Consider the following 18,281-nt stretch of genomic DNA (forward strand, 5'->3'; position numbering starts at 1 on the left):
GGGCCGCGCGTTGGCTTTGGCAGGACCGGCCTACTTTTACTTTGTTTAAAAACCATCTTACCCGTATGCGGCAGTTTCTCAAATTTACCTTGGCCACTTTGGTGGGGCTGGTATTGTTTTTCGGCCTGAGCCTCGCGGTGCTGGCCATCGTTGCGACGGCGGCCAGCGACGGCGGCCAACACAAAAACGTTGCCGCCAACTCGGTGCTGGAGCTGAAGCTGAACGAGCCCCTGACCGAGCGCGGCCAGGCCACCGACTTCAACCCGCTGGGCGGCCGGCAGTCGTCCACGGGCCTGGTGGCGCTGAAGGAGGCCATTGGCCGGGCCAAAACCGACGGCGACATCAAGGGCATCCTGCTGAACCTGGACGTGGTGCAGGGCGGCATGGCCTCGTTGGAAGAAGTGCGCGACGGGCTGCTCGACTTCAAGAAGTCGGGCAAATTCGTGGTGGCCTACCACGAAACGGCCTCCGAGAAGAGCTACTACCTGGCGTCGGTGGCCGACGAGATTTACCTGCACCCGCAGGGCCTGCTGGAATTCAACGGGTTGAGTTCGGAAGTGATGTTCTACAAGCGGCTGTTCGAGAAGGCGGGCATCCAGCCCTACATCTTCCGGGTGGGCTCGTTCAAGAGCGCCGTGGAGCCGTTTTTCCGCGAGAACTTCTCCGACTCGGCCCGCTTGCAGACGGTTTCGTACCTGCGCTCGCTCAACGACCACATGATTGACCAGGTGGCCGCGGCGCGGGGCATTGCGCCGGCCCGGCTGCACGTCATCTCCGACTCGATGCTGGTGCACGACGCCGCCGACGCCCTGCGCCTGAAGCTGGTGACCCGGCTGGGCTACTTCGACGAAGTGCAGGATTACCTGCGCGGCAAGTTGGGCGTGGCCAAGGATAAAAAGCCCAACCTGGTGAGCTTGGGCGACTACACTGACAACGACCAGGCCGACGAGAAAGAGGGCAAAACCAGCGGCAACCGCATCGCCGTTATCTACGCCGAGGGCGACATCGTGACCGGCAAGGGCTCGGACGACAACATCGGCAGCACCAAGTTTGCCGAAGCCATCCGCAAGGCCCGGCTCGACGACAAGGTGAAGGCCGTGGTGCTGCGCGTGAACTCGCCGGGCGGCTCGTCGCTGGCCTCGGACGTAATTTACCGCGAGGTGCTGCTGACCAAAAAGGTGAAGCCGATTATCGCCAGCATGAGCGACGTGGCGGCGTCGGGCGGCTACTACATCGCCATGGCCTGCGACACCATTGTGGCCCACCCGAACTCGATTACGGGCTCCATCGGCGTGTTTGGGGTGCTGCCCAACATCCAGCCGCTGCTGGCCGACAAGCTCGGCATCACGGTGGACCGCGTGACGACGGGCAAGTTCTCGGACCTGCCCACCATCACCCGGGCCCTGTCGGACTACGAGAAAAAAACCTTGCAGCACAGCGTGGACCTGATTTACGCCGACTTCACGAGCAAGGCCGCCCTGGGCCGCCACATGCCCGTGGAGCGCCTGCGCCGCCTGGCCTCGGGCCGCGTGTGGAGCGGCGCCGAAGCCAAAGCCAACGGCCTCGTGGACGTGCTCGGCTCGTACGACGACGCCCTGAAAATCGCCGCCGCCCGCGCCCACCTCAAAGCCGACGACTACAACGTGCAGCGCCTGCCGCGCCGCAAGTCGGGCGTGGAGGCGTTTCTGGCCCGCTTTATCAGCGACGACGACGACGAAGCCAAGGTGCAGGCGGCCCTCAAAACCAAGCTGGGGCCCCTGTACCCCGCCTATGCCCAGTACCAGCGGCTACTGACGATGCGCGGCGTGCAGGCGCGGCTGCCGTACGAGATTGAGATTAAGTAGCTTTTGTTGGTCATTCCGACCGCAGGGAGGAATCTGGGCGAACGGTTAACCAGCCGTTCGCCCAGATTCCTCCCTGCGGTCGGAATGACCAACGTTTCACGTAAACCATCGAATTACCAATGCGTCGTTTCCTCGTTTCCGGCTTGCTAATGGCCTTCTGCTCGCTGGCCGCCCGCGCCCAGGCCCTGTACCAGCCGCGCGACATCAAGCAGGCGTTTCAAAAAGGCACCCGGGCCGCCGACGGCCGTCCGGGGCCCAAGTACTGGCAGAATACGGCCCGCTACGACATTACGGTGCAGGCCGCGCCGCCGGCGCGCGACATCCGGGGCCGCGAGAAAATTACCTATTTTAACCACAGCCCCGACACGCTCAAGAGCCTCGTCATCCGGCTGATTCAGAACATTCACCAGCCCGGCGCATCGCGCGAGGGCGACGCCGCGCCCGCCTACCTTACCGAAGGCGTGACGATTGACTCGTTCGCCGTGGCGGGGCAGGCGCGGCTCTTCACCGGCCAGGGCCCCGCCACCTGGAAAACCGTGCGCCTGGCCAAGCCGCTGGCCCCGCACGATTCGGTGCGGCTGGCCTTTGCCTGGCACTTCCCGATTTCGCTGGAAAGCGGCCGGGAGGGGATGATCGACAAAACCACGTTTTTCCTGGCCTACTTCTACCCGCGCATCTCGGTGTACGACGACTACAACGGCTGGGACCGGCTGAACTTCGTGGACAGCAAGGAGTTCTACAACGATTTCAACGACTACACCTTACGGGTGCAGGTGCCGGCCAACTACCTCGTGTGGGCCACCGGCACGCTGCAAAACCCCCGGCAGGTGCTCCAGCCCGCCTACGCCAAGCAGCTGGCCAAGTCCATGACCAGCGACGCGGTGCTGCACGTGGCCACGGCCGCCGATTTGACCAAGAAAAACATCACCGCCCCGGGCCCCCAGAATACCTGGGTGTGGACGGCCAAGGACATTTCGGATGTGACCGTGGGCCTGAGCGACCACTACGTGTGGGACGCCGCCAGCGTGGTGGTGGACCCCGCCACCAAGCGCCGCGCCAGCGTGCAGGCCGCCTTTGCCGACTCGACGGCCGACTTTCACGCGGCGGTGAAAAACGGGCAGAATTCGCTCGGCTGGTTTTCGCGCAACTTGCCCGGCGTGCCGTACCCGTTCCCGAAAATGACGGTGTTTCAGGGCTTTGCCGACATGGAGTACCCGATGATGGTGAACGACAGCCCCGAGAAGGACCTGACGTTTGCGCAGCTGGTGGAGGACCACGAAATTGCCCACACGTACTTCCCGTTCTACATGGGCATCAACGAGAGCCGCTACGCCTTCATGGACGAGGGCTGGGCCACCACGTTTGAGCTGCTGATTGGGCGCGTGGAAAACGGGGCCGCCAAGGCCGACGAGTTTTACAAGAAATTCCGGGTGAACCGCTGGATTCACGACCCGGCCACGGCCGAGGACTTGCCCATCATCACGCCCAGCAGCGAGCTGCGGGCCGGCTACGGCAATAATTCCTACGGCAAGGCGTCACTGAGCTACCTGGCTCTGCAGGACATGCTGGGCGAGGAATTGTTCAAGAAAAGCCTGCACGAGTACATGGCCCGCTGGCACGGCAAGCACCCCATTCCGTGGGACTACTTCAACTCGATGAGCAGCGCCGCGGGCCAGGATTTGAACTGGTTTTTCAACAACTGGTTCTTCACCAACAACTACATCGACCTGGCCCTCGACCCGGTGACGGCCACCGCCCAGGGCCCCGCCGTGGCGGTGCGCAACGTGGGCGGCTTCGCCGTGCCCGTGAACCTGAAGGTGACCTACGCCGACGGCACCACGGCCGCCGTGCACCAGTCGCCGGCCGTGTGGCAGGCCAACGAGCAGCGGGCCACTATTGCCCTGCCCGGTGCGAAAGCCATCAAAACGGTGGAATTGGTGAACGGCATCTACATGGACGCCGACGAGTCGAACGACCGCCTGACGGTAAAATAATTGGCGGTGGTCTACTACGGGGTGGTCCGGCGACTTTTTTTGTCGTCGGGCCACTCTGACAATACCCCGAAGCCACTGTTCTTTCGTCAGAGTGGCAATTCGCCGGACCACCTCGTTTCAGACCACCGCCAAATAATTATAGTATGAATTTCATTGATTCGGGTACCGCGCTGCGGGCCCTGCACGAAGCCGCCGATTACATCCGTCAGCACAGCGGCAATTTTCAACCCGAAACCGGCATCATCCTCGGCACCGGCCTGGGGGCCCTGGTGAACGACGTGGCAATCGAGCACAGCCTTGACTATGCCGACATTCCGCACTTCCCGCTTTCCACCGTCGAGAGCCACGCCGGGCGGCTGGTGCTGGGCACGCTGGGCGGCAAGCGCGTGGCCGTGCTGCAAGGCCGGTTCCACTACTACGAGGGCTACAGCATGGCCCAGGTGGTGTTTCCGGTGCGGGTGCTGAAGCTGCTGGGCATCGGGCAGCTGCTGGTGAGCAACGCGGCGGGCGGCCTGCACCCGGATTTTCAGCTGGCCGACATCATGCTGATTGACGACCACATCAACCTCCAGCCCACCAACCCGCTGGTGGGCCCCAACCTGGACGAGCTGGGGCCCCGCTTCCCCGACATGTTCGCGCCCTACGACGCCGGCCTGCTGGCCCGGGCCGAGGCGGCGGCCCAGGCCCTCGGCCAGGGCCCCACCACCCGCCGCGGCGTGTACGCGGCCTTGCCGGGGCCCATGCTCGAAACCCCCGCCGAGTACCGCTACCTGCGCACCATCGGGGCCGATGCCGTGGGCATGAGCACGGTGCCCGAAGTCATCGCCGCCCGCCACCTGGGCCTGCCGGTGCTGGCCGCCTCGGTCATCACCGACCTGTGCGCCCCCGGCCACCTCAAGCCGGTGGTGCTGGCCGACATCTTCGCCGCCGCCGCCCAGGCCGAACCGCGCCTCACGGCCCTGCTAAAGGCCGTGGTAGCGGGGCTGTAAATATGGGCTTTAGGGTTTCTTGGAAAAACAAATAAAAAGGCGGCCCTGCTAAGCAGGGCCGCCTTTTCTGGTATATTTTGGAATTGGTTACTTCGACAAAAACACCGTTTTGCGGGTGTAGTTCAGCACCGTGAACACGCCGATGCCGCCCTGCACGGTGCTGTAGATGGCCGAGGGCTGGCCGAACGGGTTGCCGTTGGCGTTGCGGGCGTCGGTGACGGACTGGCGGAAGCGGTAAAAGGCGGGGTCGAGGTGGTAGAGGGTGGCCGTGACGGTGTCGCCGGGCAGGAAGCGGTAGCTGGTGCCCAGCGTCACGGGCTGCCCGTTGAGCAGGCGGTCCTGGATGGTCAGGTCCACTTCGGGGCTGCTGTAGATGCGCAGGCCTTTGTGCAGTTGCAGGCGGTAGTCGTCGTCGGCCGTGGCCGGGTCTTTGAAGTAGGTGAGGAAGTAGGCTTTGCGGGTGGCGTTGGGCGCGTCGTTGAACTTGTAGGCCGTCGAGTCGATGGGCACCGTGGCGGGCATGGTGGCCGTGCCGGTCACGTGGCGGCCCTTGGTGTCCAGGGCGTCGAGGCCGAAGGTATCGCCGGGCTTGGCCACCAGCGGGGCGCGGCCGATGTGGGTGTAAAACTTTTGGGTGAGGGGATCCTGGCCCGGCTTGTAGTACAGCGGCACCAGCGTGCCGTCGGGCATCGAGAGGTTCACCGTTACGTCGGTGGGCACGGTGGGGGCCACCGCCGAGAGGTAGGTCTGCGACTCCGTGACGGCGAGGCTGGGCACCACGCCGGGCTCGAGGTAGCACTCCACCACCAGCTGCGAATCGTAGGCGGGCAGCGGCACGTTGAGGTCGTTCGAGAACTTGCCGCAGCCGGCCAGGACCAGGGCCCCCACGGCGGCGAAATAACGAAAAGGAAGCAGCTTCATAACAGATAGGTAATTGGCTAATGCGGCGCGGGCTGCCGGCTTTTCACCGGCTGCCCGCTAATCGTTGAATCGTTGGAATCGCTGAATCGTGCTAGTTGCGCTAAGGGGCCCCAGCGATTACCGGGTAGCCGGCGAAAAGCCGGCAGCCCGGGGCCGTCCCCAAAATCCGCGCAATCCGATAAGTCCGTGGTTAAAACTTGAAGTTGTATGTCACCGACGGGATGAACGGGAACAGCGATACCTGCTGGGCCCGGAAGCCGGTGATGCGGTCAGTGGTTTTATCGCGCACGGTTTCGAAGTAGTCGAAGTAGGCGTTGCGGCGGTTGGTGGCGTTGTAGATGCTGAAGGTGAAGTCCCGCTCGCCGCCGCGCTGGGTGGGGCGCAGCTTGTACACCAGGCCCAGGTCGAGGCGGGAGTAGGGGATGAGGCGGTAGGAGTTGCGGTCGGGGTAGACGGGGATGGGGCGCGGGTCGGTGCCGCCGGTGGTGTTGCCCGTGTTGGTGTTGATGTTCGCGCCGCTGATGTCCTGGAAGCCGAAGCGGCCCGCGGGCAGCGTGGTGAGGTTGCCGCTGGTGAAGATGTAGCTGGCCGTGAGGCTGATGCGCGTGTTGAGCTGGTGCAATACCACCACCGTCAGGTTGTGGCGGCGGTCGTAGTTGGGGTGGTAGTCCTGGCCGTTGTTCACGCCGGTGGTGCCGCGCTGGGGCCCGATGTTCAGCCAGGCCCAGGCCAGGGTGTAGCCCACCCAGCCGGTGGTTTTGCCGGTTTTCTTTTCCAAATACAGCTCGTTGCCGTAGCTCCAGCTCTTGCCGAACAGGAACTCGGTGTCCAGCTCGGGGTTCACGAACAGCTGGGCCCCGTCCTTGAAGTCAATCTGGTTTTTGCCCCACTTGTAGTACACTTCATCGGTCAGCAAGTACTTGCCGCCGCCCAATAAAAAGCTCATCCCCGTGCTCACCTGCTGCGAGCGTTGCGGCATCACCGAGAGGCGCGACGGGTACCAGATGTCGGTGGGCAGGGTGGCCCCCGAGTTCGTCACCAGGTGCACGTACTGGTACATCAGCGCGTAGCTGGCTTTCAGCGAGACGTTGTCGCTCAGGGAGTAGCGGGTGGAGAGGCGCGGCTCCAGGCCGGCGTAGTTGTTGGTGCCGCTGTGCCAGGCCGAGAGGCGCAGGCCGGCGTCGATTTGCAGCTTGTCGGTGGCCCGGAAGTTGTCGCCCACGTACAAGGCCCCCTCGTTGGCGGTGTAGCCCACGTCGGCCCCGAAGTTCACCGAGCCGTCGCCGGAGCCGGCCTGCAGGCGGCCCACGCCGAAGCGGTGCGCCGTGGCCGCCGCCCCGAACTTGATGGCGTGGCGGTCGTTGGGCGTGTACTCGAAGTCGGTGCGCAGGGCGTAGTCGCGGATGGACGAGCCCAGGTTGAAGGTGAACTGGTCGAGCTTGTTGGTCAAATTGTACTGGTAGTCGGTCACGGTGGCCGTGGTGTTCACCAGCAATTGGGGGTTGAACACGTGGCTCCAGCGCAGCGTGGCCAGGGTATTGCCCCAGTTGAAGTTAAAATCGAAGCCGCTGGCATTGCTGGAATAGCCAAATTTGTCGCGCCCCAGGTAGGCACTCAGGTAGAGGTTGTCGTGGGCCCCCAGCGTATAGTTGGCCTTGAAGTTGAGGTCGTAGAAGTAGTAGTCGGGGATGGGCGTGAAGTCCAGCTTGTTCACGTTGGCCCGGTTGTAGGCCCGGGTGAACACGTCGAAGTACGTGCGCCGCCCCGACAGGATGAACGAGCCCTTGCCCTTGTTGAGGGGCCCTTCCAGGGTGAGGCGCGAGGAAATCAGCCCCAGGCCGCCCTCCACGTGGAAGTGCTGCCGGTCGCCCTCGCGCAGCTTCACGTCCACCACCGACGAGAGCCGGCCCCCGAACTGCGCCGGGAAACCGGCCTTGTACAGGTCCACGCTCTGCACGGCGTCGGAGTTGAACACCGAAAACAGCCCGAACAAGTGGCTGGGGTTGTACACCACGGCGTTGTCGAGCAGGAACAGGTTCTGGTCGGCCGAGCCGCCGCGCACGAACAGGCCGCTGCTGCCCTCGCCGCCGGGCTGCACGCCGGGCTTGAGCTGCAAGGTTTTGAGGATGTCCACCTCCCCGAACAGGGCCGGCAGCAGCTTGGCCTCGCGGATGCTGATGTGCTCGACGCCCATCTGCGGGGTTTTGAGTTTCTGCTCCAGCGTCTGGGTGCCCTGCACCACTACTTCATCGAGGGCGTTCTCGCTGGCCGTGAGCGGGTACACGAAGCGCTGGTTGCGGGTCAGGTTCACGTCGCTCGTCAGCGACTCGAAGCCCACGAAGGCCACCACCACCTGGTAGCGCCCGGCCGGTAGCGTGAGGGAAAAATGGCCCACCGAGTCGGTGGCGGTGCCCGTGTTCAGGGCGGGCACCGCCACGCTGGCCCCGGGCAGCACCTCGCCGCCGGCCGCCCGCACCGTGCCGCTGAGCGTGTAACGGGCCTGGGCCCAGGCCGCCGGCCGGGCGGTAACCAGCAGCAAACCAACTAGTAATAACAGTGCCAGCAGACGGCGTAAATCCAAAATAATCAATTGCATAAACGTCGGGCAAAGCGTAGCCAAAGATACGCCGCTCCCAACGCCAGCCGGCTGCAACCAGTACGCGGTTTTCGAGCCCCAGCGGTAATTTAACCGGCGTTCATGAAGGGCCCCACGGCGCGGGCCAGCTCGGCGGCGGGCACGGCCCCGGCCTGCCGCCACACCGGCTGCCCCTGCCGGAACAAAATCAGCGTGGGGATGCTCTGCACGCGGTACTGCTGGGCCACGGCGGGGTTTTTGTCCACGTCGATTTTGATGACGCGCAGCTTGCCCTGGTGCTGGGCCGCAAACTGTTGCAGAATGGGGGCCATGGCTTTGCACGGGCCGCACCAGTCGGCAAAAAAGTCGACCAGCACGGGCATGCCGGGGCTGTCGATGAGTTCGGCGAAGGACTTGCGGGGCATATGGGGTCGGCTTACGGTAAATGGTGGCAGCACCAGGGCCCGGGGCCCGGCGCGTGGCTTGGGCTGGTAAACGAAAAAAGCCCGGTTTCGGCCGGACTTATTAAACGCTTCGTTACAGCGGCTTCGTAACCGACGGGCGGCGCGGTACCGGCCCGTACCACCAAGCTGTGCTTGGTCTCGCCCCAGGGGCCCTCATGCGAGACTAAGCGCAGCTTGGTGGTGCAGGCTGGTGCCGCAGCCACGGGCACTGGCAACCGCTACGGCTTGTCTTTTTCAATCACCGTTACGTCGTTGCCCACTTCGGGCAGGGCGAAGTGGCCGCCCACGGCTTTTTTGCCGTTCACCCGGCACTCCCAGGTGTAGCGGCCGGGGGCGGCGGGGGGCGCCTCGCCGGTGCTGGCCTTGAAGTAATCCGACGTGGTGGCCTCGCTCGGAAACAGCACGTCGGCCCCGTTCTGGCCTTTTTCAATGGACTTCACCAGCTGGTATTCCTTGCCGGTGCGCTCGCTGCGCACCACGAACGTGGCCGTGTAGGCCCCCAGCTGGCCGTACTTGTCCAGCACCCCGAGCGTGACGTGGGCCGTGGTGCTCACCATCCAGGTTTGGGCGCGGGCCGGAGCCGGAGCGGCCAGCCACAGCAGGGCCAGGGCCCCGAGCAGCCGGCCGCCGCGGGCCAGGGAAACAACTGGTTTAATGAGGGTTAATAGACTCATAGCGGTTAAATAAGAAAAAGTAGTAGAAACAAAGGATAGGCGTTTGCGCTAAAAAAACAGGATTAGCAGTTCAGGTCCAAGGTAAGGATTTTGTTGAAAAATGTGGCGCCCCGGGCAACTTGGCTGCGGCCGCCGGGGTTTATTTCCTGCCGGCAACCCCGCCGCCGGCCCGTGCCCATGCCCCGTCGCCCCGCTTCGCCGCCCGCCTCCTGGCCCCCGGCCCCCGCGCCCGCCGGCCCGCGCTGCGGCCTGTGCGAGCGCGAGGTGCAGGCCACCTCGCGCCACCATCTGGTGCCCCGCGAGGAAGGCGGCCGCCACGGCCCCGTCGTCGATTTGTGCCAGCCCTGCCACAGCAGCGTCCACCGCTTCCTCAGCAACCGCGCCCTGGCCCGCACCTACGCCACGGTAGAGGCCCTGCGCACCGCCGAGGAGCTGCAAACCTACTTGCGCTGGGTGAAGAAGCAGCGCGTGGAGCGCATCACCAACCGCCGGGGCCGGGGCTGAGCCGTTTCTTTGGGCCCACTTATGCCCAACCCCGCCCGCTACTTCGTGCCCTTCGCCGCCCTGCGCCGGCAGCCCACCATCGTGGTGGACAGCGTGGGCCTGGGCGCGGCCCTCACCCTGGCCCACTGGCGCGGGGCCGCCACGCCCGGGCCCCTGCGCGACGACACCAGCGCCGGCTCGGCCCTGCGGGCCCTGCGCGAGCCCGAAACCCCGGGCCTGGAGGCGCAAGCCGTAACGGCCAATCACTTCGACATCGACGGCTTCGTGGGCGTGTGGAGCTTGCTAAATCCGGTGCTGGCCCTGCGCCACGAGCCACTGCTGCGCCTGGTAGCCACGCTGGGCGACTTCCGCGAAACCGACCTCGCCCACCCGCTGGCCGACGCGGCGCTAAAGCTGGTCTGCTGGCTGAACGCCGAGGAAAAAGCCCGCTTCTACGAGCCCTTCGGGGCCCCCGCCCGGCGGCGGCGCGAAGACGAGGCTTCGGCCGAAAAATTTGCCTGGTTCCTGCCGCGCTTCGCCGATATCCTGGAAAACCCCGAAGCCGGCCGCGCCGCCTGGGAGCCGGAGTACGCGCGGGTGCGCCGGGCCACGGCCGTGGCCCAGGGCCCCGCCACGCGCCGCACCGACTACCCGGACGTGGGCCTGGCCATCATCCGCACGCCGGGGCCGCTGCCGTACTACGCGCTGTTCGGTCCCACCGCGGGCTTCGACTGGGTGCTGAGCCTGTACGAGGGCCAGCGCTACGAGCTGGAGTGCAAGTACACTACCTGGATTGACCTGGAAAGCCGCCCCACGCTGCCCCGCCTGGCCCTGGGGCCCCTGGCCGCCCGCCTCAACGCCCTGGAAACCAGCGGCCGCGCCTGGGCCGCCGACGGGCCCACCGACACCGGGCCCCTGCTGCGCCTGGCCGGCCCCCGCAAGCTCAGCAAAGCCCAGCGCTACGCCGACCCCGACGGCCGGCCGATTTACGCCTCATCCATCACGCCGGAGGCGCTGGAGCGGGCAGTGGTGGCGTTTTTTCGGGAAGGCTACGCGGGGGTGCAGCCCAAAAAGTACTGGACCTGGGCCGAGGTGAAGGCCGTAAGGCAACCACTTGGCTGAGTAGCGTTGCAGAATGCAAACGGGTAGAGTCGCAAAATGCGAGTGGTCAAAAAAAGGCGGTCATGCTGAGCGCAGCCGAAGCATGACCGCCTTTGGATAAACTGTTCACCGCTCATTATTAATCCACCGCGCACGAGGCGGCCTCGCCCCGCACGCCCACCACGTGCACCGTGCTGGTGCCCCCGGCCCCGGGCTGCACGCGAATCTGGGTGCCGATGCGGTCCTTGAGGTCGGCCACGTGGGAGATGATGCCAATCATCTTGCCCGAGTGCTGGAGGCGTTCCAGCGCGTCGAGGGCCGTGTTGAGGGCGTCGGGGTCGAGGCTGCCGAAGCCTTCGTCGATGAACAGCGACTCGATGCGGGCCCGGTGGCCGGCCAGCTCGCTCAGGCCCAGGGCCAGGGCCAGGCTGACGAGGAAGCTCTCGCCGCCCGAGAGCGAGGCCATCGGGCGCACCGTGTCGGCCTGGTCGTGGTCGATGATTTGCAGCTCCAAATTTCGGTTCGGCGTTTTGAGGATGGTGTAGCGGCCCGTGAGCTGGCGCAGCCGCAGGTTGGCCAGCCGGGCCAGGTGGCTCAGGGTGAGGCCCTGGGCAAACTGGCTGAACTTGTCGCCCTTGGCCGAGCCAATTTGCTCGCTCAGGTCCTGCCAGCGCTGCTCCTCCTGCTGGCGCAGCGTGAGCTGGCGCAGGCCGTCGGCCAGCAGCCGGCGGGCGGCATCGTCCTGGGCCAGCTGGTTGCTGATGGCCCCCAGCTGCTGCTGCAAAATATCGTCGGCCTTGTGCAGCTCCGCCAGCTGCCCCGCCAGGGCCCCGGCCGAAAGCGGCGTCAGCGCATCGGCCTGGTGCTGGGCCAGTTCTGCCCCGAGCCGGGCTTGCAGCGTGCGCGTGGCCGCCCGGGCCGTGAGGTGGTCTTGCCGGCGCTGGGCCAGCCGGTCAGCTTCGGCGGCGGGCAACAGCAGGGCCCGGGCTTCGGCCGCATCGGCGAAGCCGGCGGCGGCCAGGGCCGTGGCCAGCTCGGCCCGCCGCGTCGCCAGGGCCACGCGGTGCTCGGCCAGCCGGACTTGCAGCGTGGCGTGCGCGCTTTGCTCGACGGCCAGCGCTTGCTCGTGGCTAGTCAGCTGGTGTTGCGCCTGTTGCAGCGCATCGGCGAGCTGCTGGGTGGCGCGCCGCAGCTGGCCGGCGGCGGCGGTCGGGTCGGGGCCGGCGTAGTGGGCCTGGCGCGTGGCCTGGCGCTGCTCGATGGCGAGCTGGTCGGCGGCCAGCGCGGCGGCCTCCGCGGACAGCTCGCCGGCCCGGCCGGCCAGCTTTTCCGCGTGGACCCTGTACTGAATTTTAAGCTCCAGTAACCCGCCGCCTACTTTTTCCAGGTTCCCCACCTGCGTTTCGTAGAAGCCCGCCCGCTCGGCCAGCGTGGCCAGCACGCCGTCGTAGGGCGGCCGGGCGGGCAGCGTCAGCCGGTGCGGCCGCAGCAGTTCGCGAATAGCGTTTTGGAAAACGTCGGCCTGCTCGTACCAGTCAACCAGCTCGTCTTCAAGCTTCACCAATTCGGCCCCGGTGGCAGTCTGCCGGTCCAGCAGCCGCGGAATCTCCCGCTGGGCGGCGGTGGCGGCCTCGCCGGCTTTCAGGTACTTCTCGCGCAGCGCGGCCAGCTTGTCGTCCAGCACGGCGAGGCGGCGGCGGTCGGCTACGGCGGTGCCTTGCGCCGTGGCGGCGGCACCCAGCAAGGCGCGCACGGCGGCTGGGTCGGCGGGCTGGGCGGGGGGCGGGGTCAGGGCCCCCGCCAGGTCCGCGGCCTGCTGGCGGGCTACTTCGGCGGCGGCGGCGGCTTCTTGGCGCAACTGCTGGCGCTGCTGCTGGGCGGCCTGGCGGCGGGCCAGGTCGTGGGCGGCGCGGCGCAAGTCGTCGTCCAGCGCGGCCAGGGCCTGCTGCTGCTGCGTCACGCGCAATTCCTGCTCGTCGGCCTCCGCGCTGAAATCGGGCGCAAACACGTGCTCCCGGGCCCCGCACAGGGCGCAAGGCTGGCCGGGCCGCAAGTGCTGGCGGTGGGCGTTGAGGTCGGCCAGGGCCTGCTGGGCCCGCAGCTCGCGGCGGTAGCTGTCGAGCAGGCGCAGGCCGTCGGCGCGGCGGGTTTCGAGGTGGCCCAGGGCTGCTTCGGCCGCGGCCAAAATGGGCGCTTCTTCGGCGGCCTGGGCGGCCAGGGCCCCGGCGCGGGCGTGGTGCTCGTGGGCGGCCTCGGCCTTGGGCAGCAACTGCTGCAAACCCTGCCAGTGGGCGGTAAGGTCGTCGGCGCGCTGGGCCAGGGCGGGGGCGGTGGTGCCCGCCAGCAGCGCGTCGCGCTCGGTGCGGCACGGCTGGCCTTCTTCCTTGATGGCCCGCTGGCGGTCCAGGGCTTCGGTTTCGAGGCTGTGCTGGCGGAAAAGGTCGGCCCCGGTGGTGCGCTGGGCGATGCGCAGCTCGTCGCGCCGGGCCTCGCGCACGGCCGTTTCCTTCTGCGCGCCCTGCAAGTCGATGATTTCGCGGTCGAGGGCGAGGAGCTGGTTCTTCAGGTCGGCCTCGGGGCTGTGGTCGATGAGCCAGCGGTCGAGGGCAGCGGTTTCGGTTGCCAAGGCCTCAATTTCCTGCGCCTGGCGGGCCAGGTCGGTGCGCGCTTGCTCGTGGGCGCACTGGGCCTGGGCGTGGGCGGCGCTTTTCTTGGCCAGCTCCTGCTGCGCCACGGCAATGGCGGCGTCCTGCTTGCCGGCTTCCTCCAGCTGGGGGCGCAGGCGGCTTTCTTCGGCCAGCGCGGCGGCGTGGGCGGCGGCGTCGGCGGCCACACGCTCGGCGGCGGCGGCCACGGCCTGGGCGAGGCGGGGCAAAGTTTCCTCCTGCTGCTGGTGCTGCGCGGCGTCGCCGCCCAAGGCTTTTTCGGCCTCGGCGGCCAGGGCCAACGGCGCGGCCAAGTCCTTGGCGCGCAGGTGGCCGGCCAGGCGGGCAAACTCGGGTTGCAGGGCGGCGTCGGCCCGGTGCAGGGCCCCGGCCTGGCGGTCGGCGTCGGCGGCTTGGCGTTCGAGCTGGTCGAGAATGGTGCGCCAGGTCTGGAACACGTGCAGCTCCTGCTGCTGTTCGTAGTGCCCTTCGGCTTCTTCGTGCAGCGCGTCGAGCCGCGCTTCCAGGGCCCCGCGCTCGTCGTCGGCCAGCAGGCGGGTGGCGTCGAGCTGGGCCCGCAGCAGCTTGGTCGCCAGCTCTTCGGCCTTGGCTTTCTCGAACGCGGCCACCGACAGCCGCGAGTAGATGCCCACGTTGGTCATCTTCTCCAGCAGGGCGCTGCGCTCCTTTTCCGGGGCGTGCAGGAAGCGGGCAAACTTGCCCTGGCTCAGCAGCACCGACTGCTCGAACTGCCCAAAGTCGAGGCCCGACAGCTCGCTCACCCGGGCCGGCACCGTTTCCTTGCCGCTGGCAACGGCCGCCCCCGAAGGGCTGAGCACCAGCGTCATGGCGTCCTGGCCGAGGCCGCCTTTGTCGTCGCCGCGGGTTTTGCGCTTCACTTCCCAGCGCGAGCGGTAGCGCACCCGGGCCACGGTGCCGGTATCGGCGTTGGTTTCGTGCACCTCAAACTCGACCTCCGAAAACGCGAAGCCCGCGTGGCGGCTCACCATCTCGCCCACCTGGCGGTCGTGGCGCGGCACCCGGCCGTAGAGGCCCACGGCAATGGCGTCGAGCAGCGTGCTTTTGCCCGCCCCGGTGGGCCCCGTGATGGCAAACAGGCCCGTGTCGGCCAGCGGCGTGGCGTCGAAGCGAATCAGGAACGGGCCCGGCAGCGAGTTGAGGTTGGCGAAGTGAACGCTAATAATTTTCATTCGAATCAATTTCCCAGCAATACTCCCCGAAGGTACGGCCGCCCCGGGGCCCCTGCGGGCTAAAATGGCGAAAAGCCCGCGTTAGGTTCCGGCCGGGAATGCGGCGGATGCCTAGCCGTGGCGGGCGGTGGCGGCAACCCCGTCGGCGCGGGGGCCGTTGACGAAGCCGGCCCCCAGGGCCCGCCCGGCCGGGCGGGCCCTGGGGGCCGGTTGGGCGGTTGGCTTCACCACAATTCCTTGCAAACCATGGATATGCACTACATCCGGCGCGGGGCCGGCAAACCTCTTTTGCTGCTGCACGGCCTCGGCGGCAGCTGGCGATCCTGGCAAACCATCCTCGACGATTTGGCCGTCGAGCGCGACGTCGTCGCCGTGGACTTGCCCGGCTTCGGCGAAACCCCGCCGCTAGCGGGCCCCGTGACCATTGCCACGCTGGCCGATGCCGTGACGGCTTTCCTAAAGGACCACGACCTGCTGGGCATCGACGCCGTGGGCAGCTCGATGGGGGCCCGGCTGGTGCTGGAGTTGGCCCGGCGCGGCGGCGTGCTGGGCGCTGTGGTCTCGCTCGACCCCGGCGGGTTCTGGCAGGGCTGGGAGAAACCGGTGTTTTATCACAGCGTGGCCCTGTCCACCAAGTTGGTGCGGGCCTTGCAACCCGTGATGCCCGCCATTACCGGCAGCGCGGTGGGGCGCACGGCCCTGTTCGCGCAGTTCTCGCACCACCCCTGGAAACTCGCCCCCCACGTGGCCCTGGACGAGATGCGCACCTTCGCCAGTGCCCCGTCGTTCGACGAATTACTGAAAAACCTGGTTGAAGGCGAGGAGCAGCAGGGGGCCTCCAAGGGCAGCATTCTCGGCCCGCTGGTCATCGGCTGGGGCCGGCAGGACTACGTGTGCCTGCCCAACCAATCGAAGCTCGCGCTCGAAAAATTCCCCGACGCCCGCCTGTACTGGTTCGAGAACTGCGGCCACTTCCCGCAGTGGGACCAGCCCGCCGAGGCTACCCGCCTCATCCTAGCGGCCACCGGCGGTCAGCGCTTCCGCGACGCCGACATCGCCCAGCGCGCCCCCGCCTACGCCGTGGCCCAGCCCAAGGTGCCCAAAGCCGCCGTGGTGGCCGGCGTGGCGGCCCTGGTGGCCGGCAGCGTCTGGCTGTGGGCCCGGAGGAAACGCCGGTAAAGAATTGACTTAGTGGCTATTTAAGCTAATCAAAGACGGTCATGCTGAGCCTGCCGAAGCGTCTCTCCCGCTGATTAATTCTGATTACTGTCGCGGGAGAGATGCTTCGACAGGCTCAGCATGACGGCCTTTTTTTATCTAGAAACAAGTTCATTGACCTAAAAAGAACCCCTGCCGGGCCGCTGAATGCGGTACGGCAGGGGCTTTTTTATGGGGGCTCAAAGCGGCTGCCGTCGCGCCGCAGCTTCGGAAGGGCGCTACTTAACGGGCTCGTTGGCGGGCGCGGCGAGCTGCTGGCGGCGCACATCTTCGGCCTGGTAGAACGCTAGTTCCTGCTGGTAAGGCTGCAAGTTCCAACTCGACTGGGCCCGGGCCACGCTTACGGCCGCGCTTTGGATGGCCGTGCGCTGCTCGGCCGTGCAGATGATGCCGGTGGGATTGGCCAGCATGGCGGCGTGGCAAAGGTCGAGCTGGGCCTCAAGGGCGGTGATTTGCGCGGCCCCTTTTTTAGGTAGCTTATCGGCAGGGGTGCGCTGCTGGACCAACTCCTTGGGGGCGCCCGCAACGGTCGCGGCGGCATTCGCCGCGGCGGCTTTGTCGAGCGTGGCCTGGTCGGCGGGCGTGGCCACAACCGTTTTTTTATGGTTTCGGATGGCGCGAACCCCCAGGGTGGTACCCGCGGTGAAAAGGTTGACCAAGCCAGCCTGGGCCTGGGCCGTTTGTACTGCGCCAAAACCAACGAATAAGGCAAAAGGAAGTAAGAATTTTTTCATTTTGGACAAAATAATAGGTGAGGAGCAGCAAGTTACATGGCCTTTACCCGAAAGTAAATCAATCCGGTGCTTCGGTAGCAACGGTTCACGGGTGGGCCTTCGCCCGCCGTGGGGCCACGGGTAATTTGTGGGCACTTGGGTTCGCCAACGCTTTCTTCTCAGGCGGATTCCTCGCCGCCCCAGGCTTGGGGGTCGGCTTCTGCCAATAGCTGCCGCAGCTCGCCAAACGTGGCGGTGAGGGCGGCGGCCCGCTCGGGCGGCAGGCCCGCCACACGCCGGCCGAATACCTCGCTCACGCTCAGGTCGTGCAAGAATTCCAGCGGGCCGGGGGCGGGGCTGGCGGCGTTGGGGGCCTCGGTGGCCCGCTGGTGGCGGGCCCCGCGGGGGGCCTGCACGTGGGCGGCGCGCTCCTTTAGCACGGCCTGCACGCGGCGCTGCACTTCGGCGGGAGCCTCGTCGGAGCGCACCTGCACGTCGGCCCAGGCCACCAACTCGAAGGCGGCGTTGTCGTAGGCCAACAGGCCGGCCTCCACCTCTTCCAGCGTGCCAATAAAGCGCTGCAACCGCCGCGCCACCGGTACGGGCAGCGCCGTGATTTGCGGGGCCCCGGCCCCGGCGGCGAAGTCGAGCAGCAGCACCTGCTGGCGGTCGTCGGCCTCGGTGAAGGAGAGCGGCACCGGCGAGCCCGCGTAGCGGATGTGTGCCCGCCCGCCCACCACCTGCGGCCGGTGCAGGTGCCCCAGGGCCACGTAGTCGAACGCCGCCGGGAAGTGCTCGGCCCCCACCAGCCCCAGCCCGCCGATGTGCACGTCGCGCTCGGCTCCTTCGCGCGCCTCGCCGCCGGCCGCGTACAGGTGGCCGGTGGCCAGCACGGGCACGTCCTGCTCGCGCAGCCGCTGCACCGCGACACTCTCGGCCAGGGCCGTGTAGTGCCCGGCAATGCTCTGGCGGATGCGGACTTGCCGCTCGTCGGGCGTTTCGCCGGCCACGGCCAGGCGCAGGTCCCGGTCGCGCAGAAACGGCACGGCCACCACCACCAGCGCGGGCCGGCCGCCGGTTGCGGCCAGGGCCACCACCTGCTCGGCGGGGTCGGCGGGCACGCCGCCCACCACGTGGATGCGCAGCCGCCGCAGCAGCTGCCGCGAGGCGTTGAGCAGGGTGGGCGAGTCGTGGTTGCCGCCCACCACCACGATGTCGCGGCAGCCGGTGCCCTGCATCTGCACCAGGAAGTTGTAGTACAGCTCCTGGGCCGCGTGCGAGGGCGTGGTGGTGTCGAACACGTCGCCGGCCACCACCAGCGCATCTACGCCGTGTTCCCGCACGGCCCCCAGCAGCCAGGCCAGAAACGCCCGCTGCTCGCTCAGGCGCTCCTGCCCGGTGAGGAAATGCTGGCCCAGGTGCCAGTCGGCGGTGTGCAGTACGCGCATC

At 67.0% G+C, this 18,281-nt stretch carries 13 protein-coding genes; 6 read left to right on the forward strand and 7 right to left on the reverse strand.

From position 1 onward, the window contains the following. The first annotated feature begins 65 nt into the window (after positions 1–65). The 3 genes from sppA to HNP98_RS01515 all read left to right on the forward strand — a co-directional run bounded on the left by sppA (position 66) and on the right by HNP98_RS01515 (position 4,827). Positions 66–1,844, forward strand: a complete 1,779-nt coding sequence (sppA, locus tag HNP98_RS01505) for a signal peptide peptidase SppA (protein ID WP_173808272.1) — start codon at positions 66–68, stop codon at positions 1,842–1,844. A 119-nt stretch (positions 1,845–1,963) separates the two neighbouring features. After that, positions 1,964–3,838 carry a M1 family metallopeptidase gene (locus tag HNP98_RS01510; RefSeq protein WP_173808273.1) on the forward strand — a complete coding sequence of 625 codons (1,875 nt, stop codon included), beginning with the start codon at positions 1,964–1,966 and terminating at the stop codon, positions 3,836–3,838. Between the two features lie 143 nt (positions 3,839–3,981). Then, a complete protein-coding gene (locus HNP98_RS01515; RefSeq protein WP_173808274.1) occupies positions 3,982–4,827 on the forward strand; it encodes a purine-nucleoside phosphorylase in 846 nt (281 codons plus the stop codon). 87 nt (positions 4,828–4,914) lie between these two features. On the opposite strand, the gene HNP98_RS01520 is transcribed toward HNP98_RS01515, so the two are convergent. The 4 genes from HNP98_RS01520 to HNP98_RS01535 form a co-directional block, all read right to left on the reverse strand. Continuing rightward, positions 4,915–5,748 carry a DUF4249 domain-containing protein gene (locus HNP98_RS01520; RefSeq protein WP_173808275.1) on the reverse strand — a complete coding sequence of 278 codons (834 nt, stop codon included), beginning with the start codon at positions 5,746–5,748 and terminating at the stop codon, positions 4,915–4,917. A 190-nt stretch (positions 5,749–5,938) separates the two neighbouring features. Further along, positions 5,939–8,287: a TonB-dependent receptor gene (locus HNP98_RS01525; protein WP_246274906.1), complete on the reverse strand. Its 2,349-nt coding sequence runs from the start codon at positions 8,285–8,287 to the stop codon at positions 5,939–5,941. A 146-nt stretch (positions 8,288–8,433) separates the two neighbouring features. Further along, positions 8,434–8,748, reverse strand: coding sequence for a thioredoxin (trxA, locus tag HNP98_RS01530; RefSeq protein ID WP_173808277.1), 315 nt, complete (start codon positions 8,746–8,748; stop codon positions 8,434–8,436). 257 nt (positions 8,749–9,005) lie between these two features. Beyond that, positions 9,006–9,461, reverse strand: a complete 456-nt coding sequence (locus HNP98_RS01535; RefSeq protein WP_173808278.1) for a hypothetical protein — start codon at positions 9,459–9,461, stop codon at positions 9,006–9,008. Between the two features lie 177 nt (positions 9,462–9,638). Here HNP98_RS01535 and HNP98_RS01540 point away from each other — a divergent pair, with 177 nt between their 5' ends. Beyond that, positions 9,639–9,965, forward strand: coding sequence for an HNH endonuclease family protein (locus HNP98_RS01540; protein ID WP_173808279.1), 327 nt, complete (start codon positions 9,639–9,641; stop codon positions 9,963–9,965). A gap of 21 nt (positions 9,966–9,986) precedes the next feature. Further along, positions 9,987–11,066 (forward strand): DUF6687 family protein, encoded by a 1,080-nt coding sequence (locus HNP98_RS01545; RefSeq protein WP_173808280.1) that lies wholly within the window; start codon positions 9,987–9,989, stop codon positions 11,064–11,066. Between the two features lie 118 nt (positions 11,067–11,184). Here HNP98_RS01545 and HNP98_RS01550 read toward each other — a convergent pair whose 3' ends face one another. After that, positions 11,185–14,901 carry an AAA family ATPase gene (locus HNP98_RS01550; RefSeq protein WP_173808281.1) on the reverse strand — a complete coding sequence of 1,239 codons (3,717 nt, stop codon included), beginning with the start codon at positions 14,899–14,901 and terminating at the stop codon, positions 11,185–11,187. Positions 14,902–15,147: 246 nt separating this feature from the next. On the opposite strand from HNP98_RS01550, the gene HNP98_RS01555 reads away from it, so the two are divergent. Then, a complete protein-coding gene (locus tag HNP98_RS01555) occupies positions 15,148–16,080 on the forward strand; it encodes an alpha/beta fold hydrolase (protein ID WP_173808282.1) in 933 nt (310 codons plus the stop codon). A gap of 257 nt (positions 16,081–16,337) precedes the next feature. Here the strand turns inward: HNP98_RS01555 and HNP98_RS01560 are convergent, their stop codons facing one another. Together HNP98_RS01560 and HNP98_RS01565 are read right to left on the reverse strand one after the other, a co-directional pair. Then, positions 16,338–16,709, reverse strand: coding sequence for a hypothetical protein (locus HNP98_RS01560; protein WP_173808283.1), 372 nt, complete (start codon positions 16,707–16,709; stop codon positions 16,338–16,340). 302 nt (positions 16,710–17,011) lie between these two features. Beyond that, entirely contained in the window at positions 17,012–18,280 is a 1,269-nt protein-coding gene (locus tag HNP98_RS01565; RefSeq protein WP_173808284.1) for an exonuclease SbcCD subunit D C-terminal domain-containing protein, read from the reverse strand. Between the last annotated feature and the right edge of the window lies 1 nt (position 18,281).

Origin of the sequence: Hymenobacter caeli, assembly GCF_013294115.1 — a bacterium.
GTDB classification, from domain to species: Bacteria; Bacteroidota; Bacteroidia; order Cytophagales; family Hymenobacteraceae; genus Hymenobacter; species Hymenobacter caeli.